Origin of the sequence: Bacillus sp. 2B09 (genome assembly GCF_003946835.1) — a bacterium.
GTDB classification, from domain to species: Bacteria; Bacillota; Bacilli; order Bacillales; family Bacillaceae; genus Bacillus; species Bacillus altitudinis.
The window spans coordinates 746,812-765,593 of record NZ_RPSG01000001.1 but is presented as its reverse complement, the minus strand read 5'-3'; the positions used below and the strand labels follow the sequence as shown (position 1 = coordinate 765,593).

15 protein-coding genes are annotated in these 18,782 nt (G+C 42.3%); 13 read left to right on the top strand and 2 right to left on the bottom strand.

The features are described 5' to 3' along the window. Positions 1 to 25: 25 nt before the first annotated feature. The 4 genes from asnB to EBQ12_RS03915 all read left to right on the top strand — a co-directional run bounded on the left by asnB (position 26) and on the right by EBQ12_RS03915 (position 5,836). Positions 26 to 1,867, top strand: coding sequence for an asparagine synthase (glutamine-hydrolyzing) (gene asnB / locus EBQ12_RS03930; RefSeq protein ID WP_024720029.1), 1,842 nt, complete (start codon positions 26 to 28; stop codon positions 1,865 to 1,867). 147 nt (positions 1,868 to 2,014) lie between these two features. Further along, a complete protein-coding gene (locus tag EBQ12_RS03925) occupies positions 2,015 to 3,532 on the top strand; it encodes a phytoene desaturase family protein (RefSeq protein WP_008348593.1) in 1,518 nt (505 codons plus the stop codon). Then, positions 3,529 to 5,004 (top strand): phytoene desaturase family protein, encoded by a 1,476-nt coding sequence (locus tag EBQ12_RS03920; protein WP_125589088.1) that lies wholly within the window; start codon positions 3,529 to 3,531, stop codon positions 5,002 to 5,004. Before EBQ12_RS03925 ends, EBQ12_RS03920 begins: the two co-directional genes overlap by 4 nt. Beyond that, on the top strand, positions 4,997 to 5,836 hold the full coding sequence (locus tag EBQ12_RS03915; RefSeq protein WP_024720032.1) for a phytoene/squalene synthase family protein: 840 nt from the start codon (positions 4,997 to 4,999) through the stop codon (positions 5,834 to 5,836). Before EBQ12_RS03920 ends, EBQ12_RS03915 begins: the two co-directional genes overlap by 8 nt. A 245-nt stretch (positions 5,837 to 6,081) precedes the next feature. Here EBQ12_RS03915 and EBQ12_RS03910 read toward each other — a convergent pair whose 3' ends face one another. Further along, the gene (locus EBQ12_RS03910) at positions 6,082 to 7,458 is read right to left on the bottom strand and encodes an MATE family efflux transporter (RefSeq protein ID WP_125589086.1); all 1,377 of its coding nucleotides are present in this window, start codon (positions 7,456 to 7,458) and stop codon (positions 6,082 to 6,084) included. 113 nt (positions 7,459 to 7,571) lie between these two features. Between EBQ12_RS03910 and EBQ12_RS03905 the strand changes: the two genes are divergently transcribed. The 3 genes from EBQ12_RS03905 to EBQ12_RS03895 all read left to right on the top strand — a co-directional run bounded on the left by EBQ12_RS03905 (position 7,572) and on the right by EBQ12_RS03895 (position 9,352). Next, positions 7,572 to 8,438: an AraC family transcriptional regulator gene (locus EBQ12_RS03905; protein WP_125589223.1), complete on the top strand. Its 867-nt coding sequence runs from the start codon at positions 7,572 to 7,574 to the stop codon at positions 8,436 to 8,438. Between the two features lie 14 nt (positions 8,439 to 8,452). Further along, positions 8,453 to 9,013, top strand: coding sequence for a GNAT family N-acetyltransferase (locus tag EBQ12_RS03900; RefSeq protein WP_035392472.1), 561 nt, complete (start codon positions 8,453 to 8,455; stop codon positions 9,011 to 9,013). 63 nt (positions 9,014 to 9,076) lie between these two features. Continuing rightward, the gene (locus EBQ12_RS03895) at positions 9,077 to 9,352 is read left to right on the top strand and encodes a hypothetical protein (RefSeq protein ID WP_008348576.1); all 276 of its coding nucleotides are present in this window, start codon (positions 9,077 to 9,079) and stop codon (positions 9,350 to 9,352) included. A 168-nt stretch (positions 9,353 to 9,520) separates the two neighbouring features. Here the strand turns inward: EBQ12_RS03895 and EBQ12_RS03890 are convergent, their stop codons facing one another. Further along, the gene (locus EBQ12_RS03890) at positions 9,521 to 10,057 is read right to left on the bottom strand and encodes a serine O-acetyltransferase (RefSeq protein WP_125589084.1); all 537 of its coding nucleotides are present in this window, start codon (positions 10,055 to 10,057) and stop codon (positions 9,521 to 9,523) included. A gap of 387 nt (positions 10,058 to 10,444) precedes the next feature. Here EBQ12_RS03890 and EBQ12_RS03885 point away from each other — a divergent pair, with 387 nt between their 5' ends. The 6 genes from EBQ12_RS03885 to EBQ12_RS03860 are packed head-to-tail and all read left to right on the top strand — an operon-like array spanning position 10,445 to position 18,755. After that, positions 10,445 to 11,791, top strand: coding sequence for an aspartate aminotransferase family protein (locus EBQ12_RS03885; RefSeq protein WP_017360200.1), 1,347 nt, complete (start codon positions 10,445 to 10,447; stop codon positions 11,789 to 11,791). Continuing rightward, positions 11,778 to 13,274 (top strand): pyridoxal phosphate-dependent decarboxylase family protein, encoded by a 1,497-nt coding sequence (locus tag EBQ12_RS03880; protein WP_125589082.1) that lies wholly within the window; start codon positions 11,778 to 11,780, stop codon positions 13,272 to 13,274. The genes EBQ12_RS03885 and EBQ12_RS03880 overlap by 14 nt, the downstream gene beginning before the upstream one ends. Then, positions 13,271 to 15,052 (top strand): IucA/IucC family protein, encoded by a 1,782-nt coding sequence (locus EBQ12_RS03875; protein WP_125589080.1) that lies wholly within the window; start codon positions 13,271 to 13,273, stop codon positions 15,050 to 15,052. Before EBQ12_RS03880 ends, EBQ12_RS03875 begins: the two co-directional genes overlap by 4 nt. Continuing rightward, complete coding sequence (locus tag EBQ12_RS03870) at positions 15,049 to 15,603, top strand: GNAT family N-acetyltransferase (protein WP_125589078.1); 555 nt, start codon at positions 15,049 to 15,051, stop codon at positions 15,601 to 15,603. Before EBQ12_RS03875 ends, EBQ12_RS03870 begins: the two co-directional genes overlap by 4 nt. Further along, positions 15,578 to 16,927: a lysine N(6)-hydroxylase/L-ornithine N(5)-oxygenase family protein gene (locus EBQ12_RS03865; protein WP_017366992.1), complete on the top strand. Its 1,350-nt coding sequence runs from the start codon at positions 15,578 to 15,580 to the stop codon at positions 16,925 to 16,927. Before EBQ12_RS03870 ends, EBQ12_RS03865 begins: the two co-directional genes overlap by 26 nt. Positions 16,928 to 16,940: 13 nt before the next feature. Next, positions 16,941 to 18,755 (top strand): IucA/IucC family protein, encoded by a 1,815-nt coding sequence (locus EBQ12_RS03860; protein ID WP_125589076.1) that lies wholly within the window; start codon positions 16,941 to 16,943, stop codon positions 18,753 to 18,755. Positions 18,756 to 18,782 lie beyond the last annotated feature (27 nt).

Here is an 18,782-nt window from a genome sequence, read left to right as displayed (position 1 = left end):
GAAAAACGGATGGGAGCTGATGATGATGTGTGGAATAACAGGCTGGGCAGACTTTAAAAAGCAGCTCATCCAACAGGATCATGTAATCAATCAAATGACAGATACATTATCTAAACGAGGGCCGGATGATACAAATACGTGGAAAAGTGAGCATGTTCTTTTCGGCCATAAACGGTTAGCCGTTGTCGATGTTGAAGGCGGAAAGCAGCCGATGACATATACCCATCAACACCATGATTATACGGTGGTATACAATGGAGAACTCTATAACACAGAGGATATACGAAAAGAATTATTTAAAAGGGGGCACCGCTTTCTTGGGCATTCTGATACAGAGGTTCTTCTTCACGCCTATACAGAATGGAAGGAAGAGTGTGTGACCCATTTTAATGGAATTTTTGCATTTGTCATTTGGGATAGTGAGCGTGAATTATTATTTGCAGCGAGAGACCGGCTCGGTGTCAAGCCATTTTTCTATACAGAACGTCATCATTCCTTTTTGTTTGGTTCAGAAATCAAAGCACTTCTGGCTCATCCTGAGATGAAAGCCAAAGTCGATCATGAAGGCTTATCAGAAATTTTTGGCCTAGGGCCGTCTAGAACACCAGGGCAAGGCGTATTTAAAGGGGTGAAAGAGCTGAGGCCGGCACATGCCCTAACCTTTTCAAAAGATGGTTTGCGTGTGTGGAGGTACTGGAATGTCAAAAGCAAGCAGCATACAGACTCGCTTGATGACACCGCTCAGCACGTGAAGGAACTCTTTACGGATGCCGTTACAAGACAGCTCGTCTCTGATGTGCCTGTATGTACGTTTTTATCGGGCGGAGTGGATTCTAGTGCCATTACGGCCATTGCCGCCAAGCACTTTGAGAAAATAGGGAAAGCCCCGCTGCATACGTATTCCGTTGATTACGACGGAAATGATCAATTCTTTGAAGCAAGTCAATTCCAGCCCAATGCTGACGGGCCGTGGATTGATCGAATGACCAAAGCGTTTCAAACGAATCATCACAGCTGTATCATCGGGCAAAAAGAGCTGGCTTCTTATTTGAAAGAAGCGGTTGAAGTGCGAGATTTGCCGGGGATGGCAGATATTGATTCTTCCTTACTATGGTTCTGCCGAGAAATTAAAAAGGATTTTGTTGTTGGTTTATCAGGTGAATGTGCAGATGAAATTTTTGGAGGTTACCCATGGTTTCACATGGCAAGCGAAACCAATGGATTTCCGTGGATGAGATCAACGGAAGCACGCATTCAGCTTCTTCAAGACTCATGGCAAAAGAAATTATCACTGAAGGAATATGCGCAAAGCAAATATGAAGAAACCGTGGCAGAAACCCCTCTTTTAGATGGAGAAACTGGAGTAGATAAAGCCCGAAGAGAACTTTTTTACTTAAATATGATTTGGTTTATGACAACACTGCTGGATCGAAAAGATCGTATGAGCATGGGGGCGAGCCTTGAGGTACGTGTACCATTCGCAGATCATCGTCTTGTTGAGTATGTATGGAATATTCCTTGGGAAATGAAAATGTATGGAAATCGGGAAAAAGGGGTTTTGAGGAAAGCATTAGAGGGAATTTTACCGAATGAAGTGCTTTATCGCAAGAAGAGCCCTTATCCGAAAACACATCATCCTGCTTATACTCAGGCGGTAAAAGAGATGTTAACAGATTGTCTCGCGCAAAAGGATTCTGTGCTTCATGAATTTTTAGATCCACATCAATTAAAACAGCTGATTGAAACGGAAGGGGCTTCTTTCCAGGTCCCTTGGTATGGTCAGTTAATGAAAGGCCCACAGCTCATTGCCCATTTGGCACAGATTCATCATTGGTTTGAAACATATCGAATTGATATAGAAGCATAACAAAGGGTCGGCTTTCTTGCACTTGTTGAAAGGAAGTCGGCTTTTTTGATACATAACATGAGACTTTTAGAGCACATCAAAAGTTGAACTAACAGTTTTAATTTGTATAATTAACTTAAAGTGAATTAATTTGGAGGAAAAAGGATAATGAAAATCATTGTGATCGGAGCAGGACCAGGGGGACTTGCAGCAGCTATGATGTTGCAAAGCAAAGGACATGATGTTCATATATATGAAAAACAGTCCTTTGTTGGCGGACGTAACTCTAAGTTTCAACTTGGTGATTTCACGTTTGATACAGGTCCTACTTTTCTCAGTATGATTCATATTGCAGAGGAACTATTCACCTTTGCCGGTAAAAATCTCTATGATTATATAGATGTGATTGAATTAAAAGAAATGTATAGATTAATCTTTCAAGATGAGAAGCTTGATATGATTCGAGATCGAGACGAAATGTACAAACGACTAGAAGCCTTTGCACCTGGTGAGGGCGAAGGGTATGTACGTTTTATGAATGACACAAAACGAAAAATGGACCGCCTAACGCCGATTCTACAAAGTAAAATGGATCGTTTCCATCATTATTTGCGTCCAAAAGTCATCAAAGCACTTCCTCAGCTCTCATTAAATAAAAGCTTATATGATGTGCTGTCGGATTATTTCTCAAATGAATCAGTGAAATATGCCTTTACATTCCAATCAAAATATTTAGGGATGTCACCTTGGGAATGCCCAGGAGCGTTCTCAATTCTTTCCTTTATGGAGCATGACACAGGCGTTTATCATCCGAAAGGCGGAGTGAATCAGCTGTCAGAAGCGATGGCAAAGGCAGCTGTTGAATCTGGGGCTACCCTTCATCTATCAACTGGAGTTGAGAAGTTGCTGACGGAAGGCAGGAAAGTGAAGGGCATTCGCTTAGAAACTGGTGAAGAAATACAGGCAGATGAGGTCGTCGTAAATGGTGATTTTGCACACGTGATGACAAAGCTTGTAGAGCCGGGTCTTTTAAAGAAATATAGCGAGAAGAAACTGAAAAAGAAAAAATTCTCATGCTCCACCTTTATGCTGTACCTAGGTTTAGATACGATATATGATGAGCCACATCATACCATCGTTTTTTCCGATGACTATGCGAAGTTCGTCAAAGAGATTACGAAAACCTTTGAGCTGCCGGATGATCCGTCCATTTATATTCAAAATGCAAGTGTGACAGATGATTCGCTTGCGCCAAAAGGCAAGTCCGCTCTTTATGTGTTAGCACCCGTTGCCAATAATCAAAGCGGTATTGACTGGGAAGCGCATCAAGAAGAATTTAGAGAGCTTGTGCTGGATACACTGGAGCGGAAAACGGGCTTTAAGAATATCAGGCAGCATATCGAAGTCGAGCGAATGATCACGCCGAAGCATTGGGAAGAAGAGCTGTACGTGTATGAAGGAGCTACATTTAATCTTGGTCACCAGTTGACGCAGATGATGGTACTCAGGCCGCATAATGAATTTGATGAGTTGAAACACTGCTGGCTCGTCGGTGGAGGAACCCACCCAGGGAGCGGATTGCCAACCATTTTAGAATCAGCGCGTATCACGACAAATGCGATTCTGTCAAAAGAGAAACATACGCACAAAAGAGTGCCACATGAAGAAAAGGGGAGCGCCTCATGAAAAAACATATATTGATTGCTGGCGGCGGTATTGGCGGAATGATCTCAGCTCTCTATTTAAAAAAAGCTGGACATGATGTCACCCTTGTTGAAAAAAATGAACGGCTCGGCGGGAGACTTGCTTTTGTACGTGAGAAAGGATATAAAGTAGATGAAGGACCGACCATTGTCCTACTTCCTGATATGTTAAAAGGCATTTTACATGACGTAGGCATTGATGAAACATCTCTTGATCTCTTGCAGCTCGATCCGCTGTATACGATCCACTATCAAGATGGAACCTCCTACACGAAATACTCTGATACACGGCGACAACTAGAAGAAATCAAACGTGTATTTCCAAAGGAAGAACAGGGATATTTAAAATTTATGCAAGAAATGACGGATCGGTTTCAAGAAGGGCAGGAAGCTTTTCTAGAAAAATCATTTCATGAAAAACGAACCTTTTTTACAAAAGCGAACATGAAGATTTTAATGAAATTAAAAGCATATCGAACCGTTCAAAGTTCTCTCAAAAAATATTTTTCGGATGAGCGCCTCCGAGATGCATATGCACTTCAAACCCTCTATGTCGGAGGAAATCCGTATGAAGCATCCGCCATTTATTCGCTTGTTTCATATAGTGAGCACGCACACGGAATTTACTATTTAAAAGGCGGATATGCGAGTTTAGTAGATATATTGGAGAGACAGCTCTTAAAGACGGGTGTACACATAAGAAAAAGTGAAGAAGTCGCACAATTTGAGTTTGAGGGGAAACGTGTGGTCAAGGCAAAAATAAATGATGAGCACATAGCAGCTGATGCATTTGTGATGAACGGAGATTATCCAGCGGCGTTAAAACAGCTTGGTTTAGGTGAACAAGACCGGCGTAAATACGTTCCATCCTCCGGCTGCGTGATGGTGTATCTAGGGTTAAACAAAGTATACGATGAAGCACCTGTTCATCAATTTTTCATGGGAGAACACTTTGATCAGCATATGAGAGAGGTGTTCCAAACGAAAACGATACCTCAAGATCCATCATTTTATACGTTTAATCCATCGACCATCGATCCATCCCTTGCCCCAGAAGGCAGCAGTGTCCTATATATGCTCATTCCTGTTCCATCAGGAGATCACATCAACTGGGAACAAGAGACAGACTTTGTGGATAAAATGGTGGAGCGTCTCGAGAAAAGAGGCTTTCCACAGCTGCGAGAGGCGGTTGTCTGGCAAAAGGTGAGAACACCGAATGATTCAATGCGAGAAGGATTGTTTGAAGGCGGCAGCTTTGGACTCGCTCCTAATTTGTTTCAATCAGGTGTGTTTCGCCCGCAAGTAAAGGTTGCAGATGTAGACAATCTATATGCGGTAGGTGCTTCCATCCATCCCGGCGGCGGTGTACCGATCGTGATGCAAAGTGCAAAGCTCATGGCTTCTGTACTGCTTAAAGAGCTGAACAACAGAAAGGAAGTGAAGCTAAGTGGTTGATGTGCAAACAGCATTGAAAATATGTGAAGAGACCATTCAAACCCATTCAAAAACGTTTTATCGTGCCTTTTCCATGCTGCCTAAAAAGAAAAGACAGGCTGTTTGGGCTGTTTATTCCTTTTGTAGGAGAGCGGATGACATTGTAGATGAGTCTCCTTCACCAAAGGAAGAACTGGCGTCTTTTCAGGAGGCATTTGAACGTTTCTTGCAAGGAGAAGTAGATCGTGATGATCCAATGTGGGTGGCGCTGGAGTATACATTTCAACAGTTTCGTATGGATGAATCCCCATTCCGTGACCTGCTGCGAGGACAGGAGATGGATTTAGAGCAGCACCGGTATGAAACGTTAGATGAACTGCTCATCTATTCCTATCATGTCGCAAGTACAGTTGGATTAATGCTGCTTCCGATCATTGCACCGCGTAAAAAAGAACAGCTAAAAGAAGCAGCGATTTCCCTTGGGATTGGCATGCAGTTGACCAATATTCTTCGAGACATTGGTGAGGATAAGGCGGAAAGGAACCGCATTTATTTGCCAAAACAAGTCATGGATCAATTTGGGTATACAGAGCAAGAATTACAAGAAGGGATCGTCAATCAAGCCTTCCAGCACGTATGGGAATATATTGCGTTTGAGGCAGAGGCGTACTATGAGGAATTTTTTGACCATCTACATGAATTCCCACTTTATTCAAGGATACCGGTGAAAGCAGCTGCTCACTTTTATAAGGCTATTTTAGATAAAACTAGAGAAAACGAATACCGCGTCTTTACGAAGCGGTCATATATTTCAACACAAGAAAAAGCACTTATTTTAGAAGATATTACGTAATGAAAAGAAGACAAAGGGGTAAAATAAAGTTCGTTTTAGCCCTTTCAGCGTGTAGACAAACCCTCGCATTCGGTGTCAGTCCTGCGCTTCGGTGCTCACGAATGTTAAATTCGCTCCACGCCGATGCTCGTCCTTCCTAGGGCTGCAAAGGTTTTCTATCACGCTGAAAAGAAGACAAAGGGCTAAAATAAAGTTCATTTTAGCCCTTTGTCAACAATCTGAAAGGACTGCACCCGCAGTCCTTTTTATGTGGAAGTAAACCGATACTCCGTCCACACCCTTGAACGCCACCGCCTATACATGAAGATACCTCTTACCCATTCATCCACGATAAAAGAAATCCAAACCCCGATCAGGCCCATCTCAAGTTGAATGCCTAATAAATAAGCGATCGGAAGGCCGATGCCCCACATTGAAATCATCGCCATATAGACTGGAAACTTCGCGTCACCAGCTGCCCGCAAGGAGTTGATGATGACCATATTAAAAGAACGTCCAGGCTCTAAAATAATCGTCAATATGAGGAGGAGGCTCGCGATTTGAATGATCTCACTGTTGCTAGTGAAAAAAGTAAGTAAATGCGTCGATGATAAAGATAAAGCAGTAGAAGAAAGAAGCGAGATGGCAATGGCCCAGTATAAGCTTTTCATGCATCTTCGATAGGCCGCATCAAATTCTTTCGCCCCGATCAGGCGCCCAATTAAGATTTGCGTTCCTTGGCTAATGGCGGCACCAAATAACATAATGAACATCATCAAATTCTGGGTATAGACTTTTGCTGCCAGTGCTTGCGTGCCCATAAATGTGATAAACAGCGTAATAATCATTTGAGAGCCATTATAAGAAAGCTGTTCTCCAGCAGAAGGAATGCCGATTTTTAGCAGTTTTTTCAAATGCGTTCGCTGGATGTAAAACATTCGCTTGAATGAAAACCGCAATCCAATGCGGTGTCGAACAATGAGAATCATGGCTGTTAGACCGATTAACCGTGCAAATGATGTGGAAAGAGCAACACCCATGACACCTAATACAGGGAAGCCAAATGGTCCAAAGATGACCAAATAATTACCAGCAACGTTTAACAGATTCATACCGATGGTGACATACATCGTATCTCTCGTGAATCCATAGCTTTTTAAAATAGCACTATAGGTCATAATGAGCGCCTGAATAAAAGAAAGCAGGCCGACAATCTGTAAAAAGACGGTTGCATCTGGCATGAGCTCGCTAGATAATCCCATCATAGTCAGGATGGGCACAGCTAACACAAACATAAGAAGACTGATCACAAAGCTAATGAGGAAGTTAGTGCCTAGTGATACATAGGCAACTTGGGTCGCTTCCTGCTTGCGGCCCGCTCCTAAAAGCTGCGCAATGACAATCGTCGTCCCAGTCGTAATGAAGCTGAACATCACAATCAATAGATTTAATAGCTGATTACTAACCCCTACTGCGGCAACACTATTGTCAGAATACTGGCTGAGCATCAGTGTATCTGCGCTCCCCATCAGCATATATAAAGAGATTTCGATAAAAATAGGCCAAGTTAATGCAAATAATGAAGGGTGGAATTTTTCACTTTTGGCTTGAACCTTTTGTATTGTGAGTGCTTGTGGTTTCATCACATCACCTTCTTTCGTATAAATCCGATTTATAGTGTACCTTGCATCGACTATAATAAGAAGAGATGAAACCGAAACTTATTGGAGAAATCCGACTTCATAAGGGGATGAATATGGGTCCGTTTATTACATTTACTGTACCGCCATTTCCAGTCTATATTGCTTCAGGCAAAGGTGTATTCCATCCAGGAGAACGACATATCTCCAGAATTTTCACCGTATTTGATCTTCTTTATGTCACGAAAGGTGAACTGTGGATCACAGAAGACGAGGTGCCTCATCACGTAAAAGAGGGAGAATATATCATTTTATCACCGGGACTTGCCCATGGTGGACATCTTCCATGCAAAGAAGAAACACTTTATGAGTGGCTGCATTTTTCAATTGATTCATTTGAGTTTACAGATCGGCCGAGAGAACACTGGTTTGACATGAAGCAAAATCAAGCCACTTTTGAAAAAGTAGCAAGCTATGAATTTCGTCTGCCCCGAAAAGGAAAAGTGAAAGGGGGAAGCGTGCTACAGAAGCATCTTTCAGCGATGCGCGCTTTAAATGATGATGCGTCTGAACTTCAGCTCAAAAAGCAGCTTCAATTTGAGGAAATGCTCATTCATTTACAAAAAGAAGCATTTCATATTCCAAGTGCAAAGGAGACTGTCGCTTCAGAAGTGGTTCACTATCTTGAACGTCATTTTACGCAAAAATTACAGATGGAGAAGCTGGCAGAGATTCTCCATTATCATCCTGATTACATGACAAGGTGCATGCAGACCGTGTACGGACTGACGCCGAGCCAGTACATCAATCGACTCAAAATTGAAAAAGCCAAAAGCCTGCTTGCTTCAACGAATGAAAAAATAGCTCTCATTGCAGAACATGTAGGCATTGATGACCCTACTTATTTTTCAAAGCTGTTTCGGCAAAATGAAGGCATGAGGCCTATCGAGTATCGTCATCTTGCTAAAAGAACGACAAAGTAAAGGAACGTGAACAGATGAAAGGAAAAAAAGAAGAGATTGTGAGCATACGTCCATTAGACGAAACCGATTTAGAAGTGGTATGGCATTTAAGGTTTAAAGCACCAGATCAGGCCTATCGAAAGTGGAATGCTCCGTATTTTATTGAACATGACATATCGCTTGCTGCATTTAAAAAACGCTATTTACAGGATGATTCTGTCCTGCCAAAACTATTTGGCATTGATGTCGGAGGTGAATTAAAGGGCACAGTTTCTTATTATTGGGAGAATGAACGCACACGCTGGCTGGAGTGTGGGATTCTTATTTATGACTCACGTTTTTGGAATGGGGGCGTTGGTACAAAGGCATTGCGTCTATGGATCGATGAACTCTTTTCACACATTGATATCCCACGCATCGGCCTGACCACCTGGTCTGGAAATGAACGCATGATGCGTTGCGCAGAGAAATGCGGGTTTATCCTTGAGGGAAGACTGCGTAAGGTACGTTACTATCAAGGGGAGTATTATGATTCGATGCGGTATGGGATGCTGAGAGAAGAATGGCAAAGCCTTCCGAATCATTCATTTGAATAGTTGTTTTTAAGATTAGGAAAAAAGTATAGTAAGATTCAATAAATTGAAAAAGAAGGGTGGCGGATGAATGTGAAATGGATTACAGGTTGGTTTGTATCCATCTTAGTCGCAATCTACCTATTCGTTGATGCACCAAAACACGGGAAAAATAAATGGTTATGGGCCATCTTAGGTCTTTTACTCGGGCTCTTCACACTTGGAATATATCTCATTCAAACAGGAAGAAAAGGGTTGGGCTGGACAGTACTGATTGTGTCCATTCTCATCTATGCGATTGCCATCCTCGTCTTTGTCTTGTACTTTCTCATGCTGGTCTTCGGGTACTCCAACGCAAATTAGAGAGTACGGCTGTGGCGATTTTTTTCACTTCAAGTTGCTACCGATTGATGGTTTGATGGCGCCATAGCATCATAAGGATAAAAGGTGTTGGGCTCAGGCATGATGATCCTCATGTTTAACCATCTTATTTTATCTCATGTGGCTCACTGTTTTGATCAAGTAAGTCCTTCATAAAGAAGGGTTTTTTTCTTTTATTTTTTGAGCAGGGACACCTGCAATGACAATCCGTTCTTCATGAAAGGAGCGATTCACTACAGCATTTGCTCCGATGGAAATATGATTCGCAATATAAATGTTTCCAAACAGTTTAGCGCCAGGGCCGATCCATACATGATCTCCGATGACGGGCACATCTTTTTCATGATGGTTTTGACCGATATTCACACCTTGATGAATATCACAAAACGCTCCGATTTTGGCATGCTTGTTCACAATCAACAGCCCAGTATGGTTGATTCTGAGCCCAGGTCCAAATACACCAATTGGGATATCAAAGCCAAGCTGCATGCCTTTCTTTTTATGTAAGTAACGATAAAACCATTTGCGCAACGTAGCACCGCTATTCGTATAGTACTCATATTTTCGTAAATATCTTTGATATTTCCAAATATCATCCCCAAGCCACTTTGGTCTTTTTCGATTGATGGCAAGTGCTTTCTGATCTTGTGCCAAGTAGTGGTGAAGGTCATGCTTCGTTAAAATCATCAGATCTCCCTCGATTCCCTTTCGTTTCAGAGAAATTATACCACCATAACCATTTATATCAAGATAAAATAACGTTCATTTTTTGTTTTACTGCATTCATTTCATTCGGCCGTCGCGTATCAAGCAAGGGAGCTACAACGCATAGAGCAAAAGAACCAGGAGAATTGTTTTGTAATTTTTTTCAATATTTTTCATACTCAAACGTTACATCGCCCTTATGGCTGTAGATGTTTGTAAAAAATACACGAAATTACTCGTTAAAAAGAGAATATAGCATTCATATGCTTTTAGAATCATCTTTTTGAATACAATTGACTTTCGTATCTTACATCCTCTAGGCTAGTAAATGAAAATGATAATCTTTATCAATTGGAGGAGTGTTTTATTATGTCCATCAAAACCGTTTCTAAAAATCAGCAATTTTTAGAGCAACAAAGTCAAAGAGAATCTAATGCAAGGTCTTACCCGAGACGGTTCCCATTAGCCATGCAAAAAGCCGAAGGTATGATCGTGACAGATGCAGATGGTAGAGAATTTTATGACTGCCTAGCAGGTGCAGGAACACTTGCCCTTGGTCACAATCACCCGGTTGTTATAGATGCTATTGAACGTATGCTTCATGAAAAAAGACCGTTGCATACGCTGGACATCACTTCAGAGATTAAAGAAGAATTTGTGAATGAGATTTTTTCTCACTTGCCAGAAGAGTTTGCAAAAAGAGCAAAAATTCAATTTTGTGGACCAACTGGTGGTGATGCTATAGAAGCAGCAATTAAATTAGTCAAGACAGCGACGGGAAATCGTTCCATTCTATCATTCCACGGAGCATATCATGGTGCTACGCATGGCACGATGTCATTAAGCGGCAACTTATCGCCAAAAGAAAAAGTACAAGGATTAATGCCAGATGTTCACTTCCTGCCTTATCCGTATGAATACCGCTGCCCATTTGGAATCGGCGGTAAAGACTCACATCGCATTTCCAGTTCTTATATTGAGCGTGTATTAAATGATCCTGAGAGTGGAATTCTTCCGCCAGCAGGCATGATCTTTGAAGCGGTGCAAGGGGAGGGCGGCTCCATCCCGGCATCAATTGAATGGATACAAGAAATGAGACGAATCACAAAAGAAAAAGGAATTCCACTTATTATTGATGAGGTTCAATCAGGCATCGGCCGAACGGGTAAGATGTTTGCCTTTGAACATGCTGGTATTGTGCCAGATGTCATTGTGTTATCAAAAGCAATTGGGGGAAGCCTTCCGCTATCCGTTGTGATTTATGACAAAGACTTAGATCAATGGAATCCAGGTGCACACATTGGCACGTTTAGAGGAAATCAAATGGCGATGGCAGCTGGAACTGCTACGCTTAAATATATAAAAGAAACCAATCTGCTTGATCATGTAGAAGCGCTTGGTCAGCGTATGCAGGCGAATCTAAAAGACATTCAAAAACAAGTGCCTGCTCTCGGTGATGTGCGAGGAAGAGGATTAATGATTGGTGTTGAAGTTGTGAATCCAGATGAGAAACAGGATGTGGACGGCAGTTATCCAGCAAATCCAGAGCTAGCCAGTCTCATTCAAAAGAATTGTTTTGATAAAGGCTTAATTGTGGAGACAGGAGGCCGTTTTGGAAGTGTGATTCGATTCTTACCGCCTTTGATCATGACAGAAGAACAGCTTGAAAAAGTCATCACGATTTTTAAAGAGGCAGTTTACGATGCAGTCAACTAAACCGTCTGTCGATTCATTATTTATTCAACAAAGCCAGCTTGGGAGGGAGTCCTTCCAAGCGGCACTCTACACATCCATCGATAGCTTACTGGCAGAGTGGCAAACAAGCAGAGGACCGTATAGCGGAATATTGCCTGGGAAATTAGCGGCTCATGTCGAATCGTTATTCCAGATTCAACCGGCTGGTGAATCCATTGAGTCTGTTTTTCAAGATATAAAAAATCACCTTTTACCGCATTTAGTGGATGTGTCACATCCTAAATGCCTGGCACATTTGCATTGCCCACCTCTAATCCCTGCTCTGGCAGCAGAGGTGATCGTAAGTTCCTTTAACCAATCAATGGATTCCTTTGATCAAAGCGGCATTGCATCTTTGGTTGAGGAGGAAATCCTCAAGTGGTTATGTGAAAAGTTTTCTTATGGAGAACGAGCAGATGGGACCTTTACGAGCGGTGGAACCCAATCTAACTACATGGGACTGCTTTTAGCAAGAGATGCATTTTGCGAAAACACATGGCAATGGAATGTACAGCAGAAAGGGTTGCCGAGCGAGGCAAACCGTATGCGGATTCTTTGCTCCAAGAATGCCCACTTCACTGTGAAAAAATCAGCATCTCAGCTAGGTTTAGGTGAACAGGCTGTTGTGTTAGTTGAGACGGACGAACATCACCGAATGGACCTGCATGATTTGCAGAAGAAGCTTATGGAGCTTAAGGAGCAGGATTTGCTTCCATTTGCAGTCGTGGCGACTTGCGGGACAACTGATTTTGGCAGTATTGATCCTGTACATGACATATATGACATGGTGAAGCCTTTCGGTTTGTGGATTCATGCAGATGCTGCCTATGGAGGAGGGCTTGTATTAAGCAAAACGTTCCGAGGAAAATTAGATGGCATCGAGCTGGCTGATTCGATCACGATCGACTTTCATAAGCAATTTTATCAGCCGATCTCCTGCGGGGCATTTCTACTAAAGGATAAAAGACATTTTGGTTTGATTGATTACCATGCAGATTATCTCAATCCAAAGGAAGATGAACTGGAAGGCATTCTGCATCTCGTGAATAAATCTGTTCAGACGACGCGCCGGTTTGATGCGCTAAAACTCCTTCTCTCTCTGCGTATGATTGGAGAAGAAGGATTTGCAAGTATCATTGACCATACCATCCATTTTGCGAAAGATGTGGCTACGTTGATTGAGAAAAATGAGCATCTTGAGGTGATCAATCCTGATCCAGAAATCAATGCAGTCGTGTTTCGTTTTATAGATGATCATCAAGCAGAGGACATCAATAAAATCATTCATCGCACACTTTTCCAAACAGGAACGGCTGTCGTAGCAAAAACAGTAGCCGATGGTCAAACTTGCTTAAAATTCACTTTGTTAAATCCGAGAACGACTATTACACATATTGAGGAAATCCTTTCTGACATTGTTGATATCGGGATCGCTCATATTCAATCCGGGAGGGTACTACGTTGAGTCAATATAAACAAATGGCTGAAAATGCAACGATGCAAAGCTTTTTAAACTGTTTTTTACGTGAAACAGGAATTGATCGATCTGCAAAGAAAGAGACAAAAGCAGACGGCTCACTTGTATTTGTAGCAGCATTAGCAAAACAAGATCTTGAGCTTGTCATTCCGATTCGATATTTTTCGCCTGTAGGCCGTCATCTCTTTGATTTTCCCGTTCGCTTTCGCCCGCACGGCAGTGAGCAACAGGGAACGATCATCGATTACACCACACTTGTTGCTTTATGTTCAAAGGAACTTCTCATTGAATATGGCCGCACAGATGCAGAGGATGAGTTCATGCTTCGCATCATTTTAAGCTGCCGGAATATTGAACGATTCATCAGAGAGAGAGAAAGTGATCGAGCGGCTCTTTCTTCAGCTGATTTTGAATATATTGAAGCGGAGCAGTCACTTCTTCTTGGGCATTTAACGCATCCTACACCAAAAAGCAGACAAGGAATGACAGAAGAGGAGGAAGCTATTTATTCTCCTGAGCTGAAAGGCTCTTTCCAGCTTCATTACTTTAAAGCACATCCTTCAATTGTGCTTCAGGATTCTTCTCTTTCACAATCTGCGGCAAGTCTCATGTTTGAGGAGCTCATGCGCCAGATGCCAGAAGAAAAAGAGAGACTGACGACGTTAACAGAAGGCGGTGAATATGTCCTGATTCCGATTCATCCGCTACAAGTCCAAGTGGTCATGGAGAAAGCGTTCGTCAAGCGTTATATAGAGGACGGGATGTTGACGTATTTAGGGCCGCTAGGATCTGAATACACAGCGACATCTTCCTTTAGAACGGTCTATCAAAAAGACTCTGCGTACATGCTTAAATTCTCTGTCCCTGTAAAGATCACAAACTCTTTACGCGTTAACAAACAAAAGGAACTTGATCGTGGAGTTGAGATGTCTCGTATCTTAAAAACAGAATTAGGCGTTTCTTTATATGACAAATTCTCTGGATTCCGTGTGATTGAAGATCCTGCGTATCTATCTATTCAAGGGGATGAGGCGGAATCTGGCTTTGAAGTCGTCATTCGTCAAAATCCATTTTTGCATCATGAAAAAGGGGCAAGCTTAATTGCAGGGCTATGTCAGGATCATGCATACGGAGGAAAATCAAGGCTTTCAGGCATTATCAATGAATTAGCCGATGCTGAAGGCAGATCAACAGAAGATGTCAGCCGTGATTGGTTCACACAATATTTATCGATTGCGTTAGAGCCGATGCTTTGGTTGTTTGAAACGTATGGACTTGCCCTTGAAGCCCATCAGCAAAATGCTGTCGTACAGCTAAAGAATGGATATCCACACACATTCTATTATCGTGACAATCAAGGCTACTATTATAGCGAATCGAAAAAGGATCAGCTTGCGAAGCTTGTTCAAAACTTAAGCGTCAGAAGTGAAACCATTTGTGCAGACGATGTAGCGGTTGAGAGACTGCGTTACTATTTCTTCTTTAATCATTTGTTTGGTCTTGTGAATGGTTTTGGTACAGAGGGGCTTGCAAAAGAAGAAGATTTATTAGCCCTGATTAGAGACACACTGCTTGCGCATGAAGAGACATATGGTGCATCTGAGCTGACGAACAGTCTTCTTCGGTCACAGGAGCTGCCTTCAAAAGCGAACTTACTCACGCGGTTTGAAGATATGGATGAGCTGACCGGTTCTTTAGAAACTCAATCCAGGTACACGTCTGTGTTGAATCCGCTCTTTTTACATAAGGAGGCGCTGATTGGATGAGGCATCGAATTGGGTTCATTCGCGCTGAATATGAACGGGACGTCCAGCTTGTCCACAAGTGGATGCAAGAAGAGTATGTCTACCCATTTTGGCATTTGAATATTCCATTTCCTGCTTTTGAAAAGCACTTTTATCAGGCCATTCATGATCCGCATCAAACCCTTTATTTAGGAACCATTGATGGCACGCCGATGAGCTATTTTGAAGCATACAATGTGAAAGGGGATATCATTGAATCGTACTATCAGCCTTCTCCGCATGATCAAGGCATTCACCTGTTAATTGGAGAGCCAGATTATGTAGGGAAAGGATTTGCGGCTCCGCTGCTTCAAGCCATGACAGCATTTCAGTTTGAGCAGAACAAACGAACAGAAAAAATCGTGGCTGAGCCAGATATTCGGAACGAAAAAATGATTCATGTCTTTGAAAAGTGTGGATTCGAACGTGTGAAACCAGTCACTTTACCAGATAAAACAGGTCTTTTGATGTTTTGTCATCGAGATCCATTTGAAAGGAAGTATAACCATGACGCGGTTCAACAAGCAAAATAATGTAGTGGATGTCATTGGGATTGGCATTGGACCATTTAACCTAGGGCTTGCTGCATTATCTGAAGAAGTAGATGAAATTGACGCTTTGTTTTTTGAAAGAAGTGAAGCGTTCCACTGGCATCCAGGTATGCTCATTGAAGGGACAACACTTCAAGTCCCTTTTTTAGCGGATCTTGTCAGTATGGCAGATGTGAAAAGTAAATATAGCTTTCTCAACTATTTGCAGGAACAAAACCGTTTGTATTCATTTTACTTTCTAGAAGACTTCCATATCCCGCGCAAGGAATATAGCCATTATTGCCGCTGGGTCGCGGATCAATTAGATTCTTGTCGATTTGGCATGAATGTCGAATCTGTCTCCATCGTTGAAAAAGCTGGAGAAAAACGATATGAAGTGCATGTCCGTCATGTGAAAGATCAAACGGTAGAGGTGTTTGAAAGTAAGCATCTTGTTTTAGGTATCGGCACACAGCCTGCGGTACCAGCACCTCTTCAGCCAGCTTTAGGGGATCGGGTGTTTCATTCTGCTGATTACTTGAAACGAAAGAAAGAAGGCTGTTTTAAAGGAAAATCCGTGACGGTCATCGGTTCTGGTCAAAGTGCGGCAGAAGTATTCTATGACATTTTATCAGACGATGAGGCGAAGGATATTCATTGGTTTACACGCTCTAAAGGGTTTTTCCCAATGGAATATTCAAATTTGGGTCTTGAGTATTTCTCTCCAGACTATATTGATTTCTTTTATGAGCTTCCTCAGCCTAAAAAAGATGCGCTATTAAAGCAGCAAGATTTGCTGTATAAAGGCATCAGCTCAGCGATGATCCGAGATATTTATCACTTGCTTTATGAACGTTCTGCTTGCGGAGAGCAGCTGAACACCGTGCTGCAGGCGATGACGGAAGTCAATTTGATTGAGGAAACGAGGGACGGCTTATCGCTTTCATGCAATCAATGGGTCAAAGAGGAATCCTTTACGCATGAGACAGACATTGTCGTCTTGGCAACGGGCTATCAATCTGTATTACCGCCATTTATTGATCCGATTTCCCATCATATTCAGTGGGATCATCAAGGACGCTTCCAGGTTGAACGTGAATATCGATTGAAAACAAACACATTAGGTGAAAATGATATTTTTGTACAAAATGCAGAGCTTCATACACATGGAGTAGGCGCACCAGATTTAGGGCTAGGGGCGTACCGAAACAGTGTCATTATCAATGAACTGGCTCGTCGACCTGTGTATCCACTTTATCAAAAGCATGTTTTCCAGACATTCGGTACACATAAACACGCAAATACATTTGAAGAAATCAAAGGGTAAGGAGGATGAACCGATGAGTGTACAAGATGAATTGAAAAAAGCGGTCAATCCTGCTGCTTGGAAAAAAGCAAACCAACGAATGGTGGCAAAAATGCTGTCCGAATATATGTATGAGGATATGCTTCATCCCGTTCAGCTAAATCATCAGGATGGCATCGCCCAATATGAATTAATCATTCACGAACAGAAGAAATATCGTTATCTCGCAAAACCTCGTTTGTTTGATAGTTTTGATACGATTGCGGAATCGATCGAGTGCTGTCAAGACGGAACGTGGACAAAGGATGTTAGTGCCATTGTGTTTTTACTAGACATTCAGCCCATCATCCCAATGTCTTCTGAAACAACTGGTCATCTGATCAAAGAGCTTCACCATACCTTGTTAGCGGATGTTCATTTGCTGTCGAAAAAAGCACTTCATGCAGATGAGCTAACAGATACAGATTACGCATGGATTGAAGGCGAGATGACTGGTCATCCGTGGATCGTCTATAACAAAGGGCGTATTGGATTCAGCTACGATGATTACTTAGCCTATGCACCTGAAAGGCAGGAATGTGTGCAGCTGTCTTGGATTGCTGTTCACCGAGAGCTTGCGACATTCCATGCGGTCGATCATGAGAACTATGAGCACATCATTGCCAAAGAATTAGATGAAGTCACGATTCGTCAATTCCAACGTGTGTTAAAGGATGAAGGGCTAAATGCGGCTGATTATTATATGATGCCTGTTCATAAATGGCAGTGGACGCATATGATCATCCAGCATTTCCCCGAAGATTTGGCCATGCGCCGTATCGTGTATTTAGGAGAAGGGCTGGATCAATATATTCCACAGCAATCGATCAGAACCTTTACGAACATCTCAAATAAAGGCAAGCATCATATTAAACTGCCAATGAGTATTTTAAATACGCTAGTGTACCGGGGGCTCCCATCAGAACGTACGGTGATTGCACCTCGTATTACAGCACATATTAAAGGAATCGCCGATCAAGACGCCTTTTTATCCGATGTATGCCGCGTGATTTTACCAGGTGAGAATGCGAGTATCAATGTTGATCATCCTTATTACAGCAAGCTACCTGGTGCGCCATATCAATACCTTGAAATGCTTGGGGTCATTTTTAGAGAAAGCATTTATACGTATTTAGATGAAGGGGAGAGCCCTGTTACGCTGGCGGCACTGACGTATGAGGATCATGAAGGCGAGCCTTATCTGAAGCAGCTCATTGAAAAATCGGGTCTGTCAGCAAAAGAATGGATGGCGTCATTCTTCCATGTTGTCATGCCGCCGCTTCTGCACTTTATGTATCAATATGGCACGGTGTTTTCACCGCACGGACAAAATACAATTCTTGTATTAAAAGATCACAAGCCGCATCGTTTGGCGATCAAAGATTTTGTTGATGATGTGAACATTAGTGATCAACCGCTGCCTGAATTGGCTTCATTAGAAGAAGATCTAAAGGAAGTGCTGCGTAGTGAGCCGCCTGAGGGTCTTGTACAATTTATTTTTACGGGCCTGTTTATTTGCAATCTTCGTTACGTGTCAAACGTGTTAGACAATCACAATCTGTTAGATGAAACGACGCTTTGGCGCTTGCTTGCAGAAGAAATTCAGCAGTATCAAAAGCAATTTCCACAGCTAAAAGATCGTTTTGCTTTATTTGATCTATTCCAGCCTCAGCTGACAAAGCTTTGTTTAAACCGTAATCGCATGATTGATTATGGCTATGGAGATGGAGATGACCGGCCGCATGCATCAGAGCATGGCAAGGTCACAAATGCACTCGCTCAAGTTCTCTCATCCGTAGGCGAAAAATAAAAAAGAAAAGCTGTAGACAACATCTGT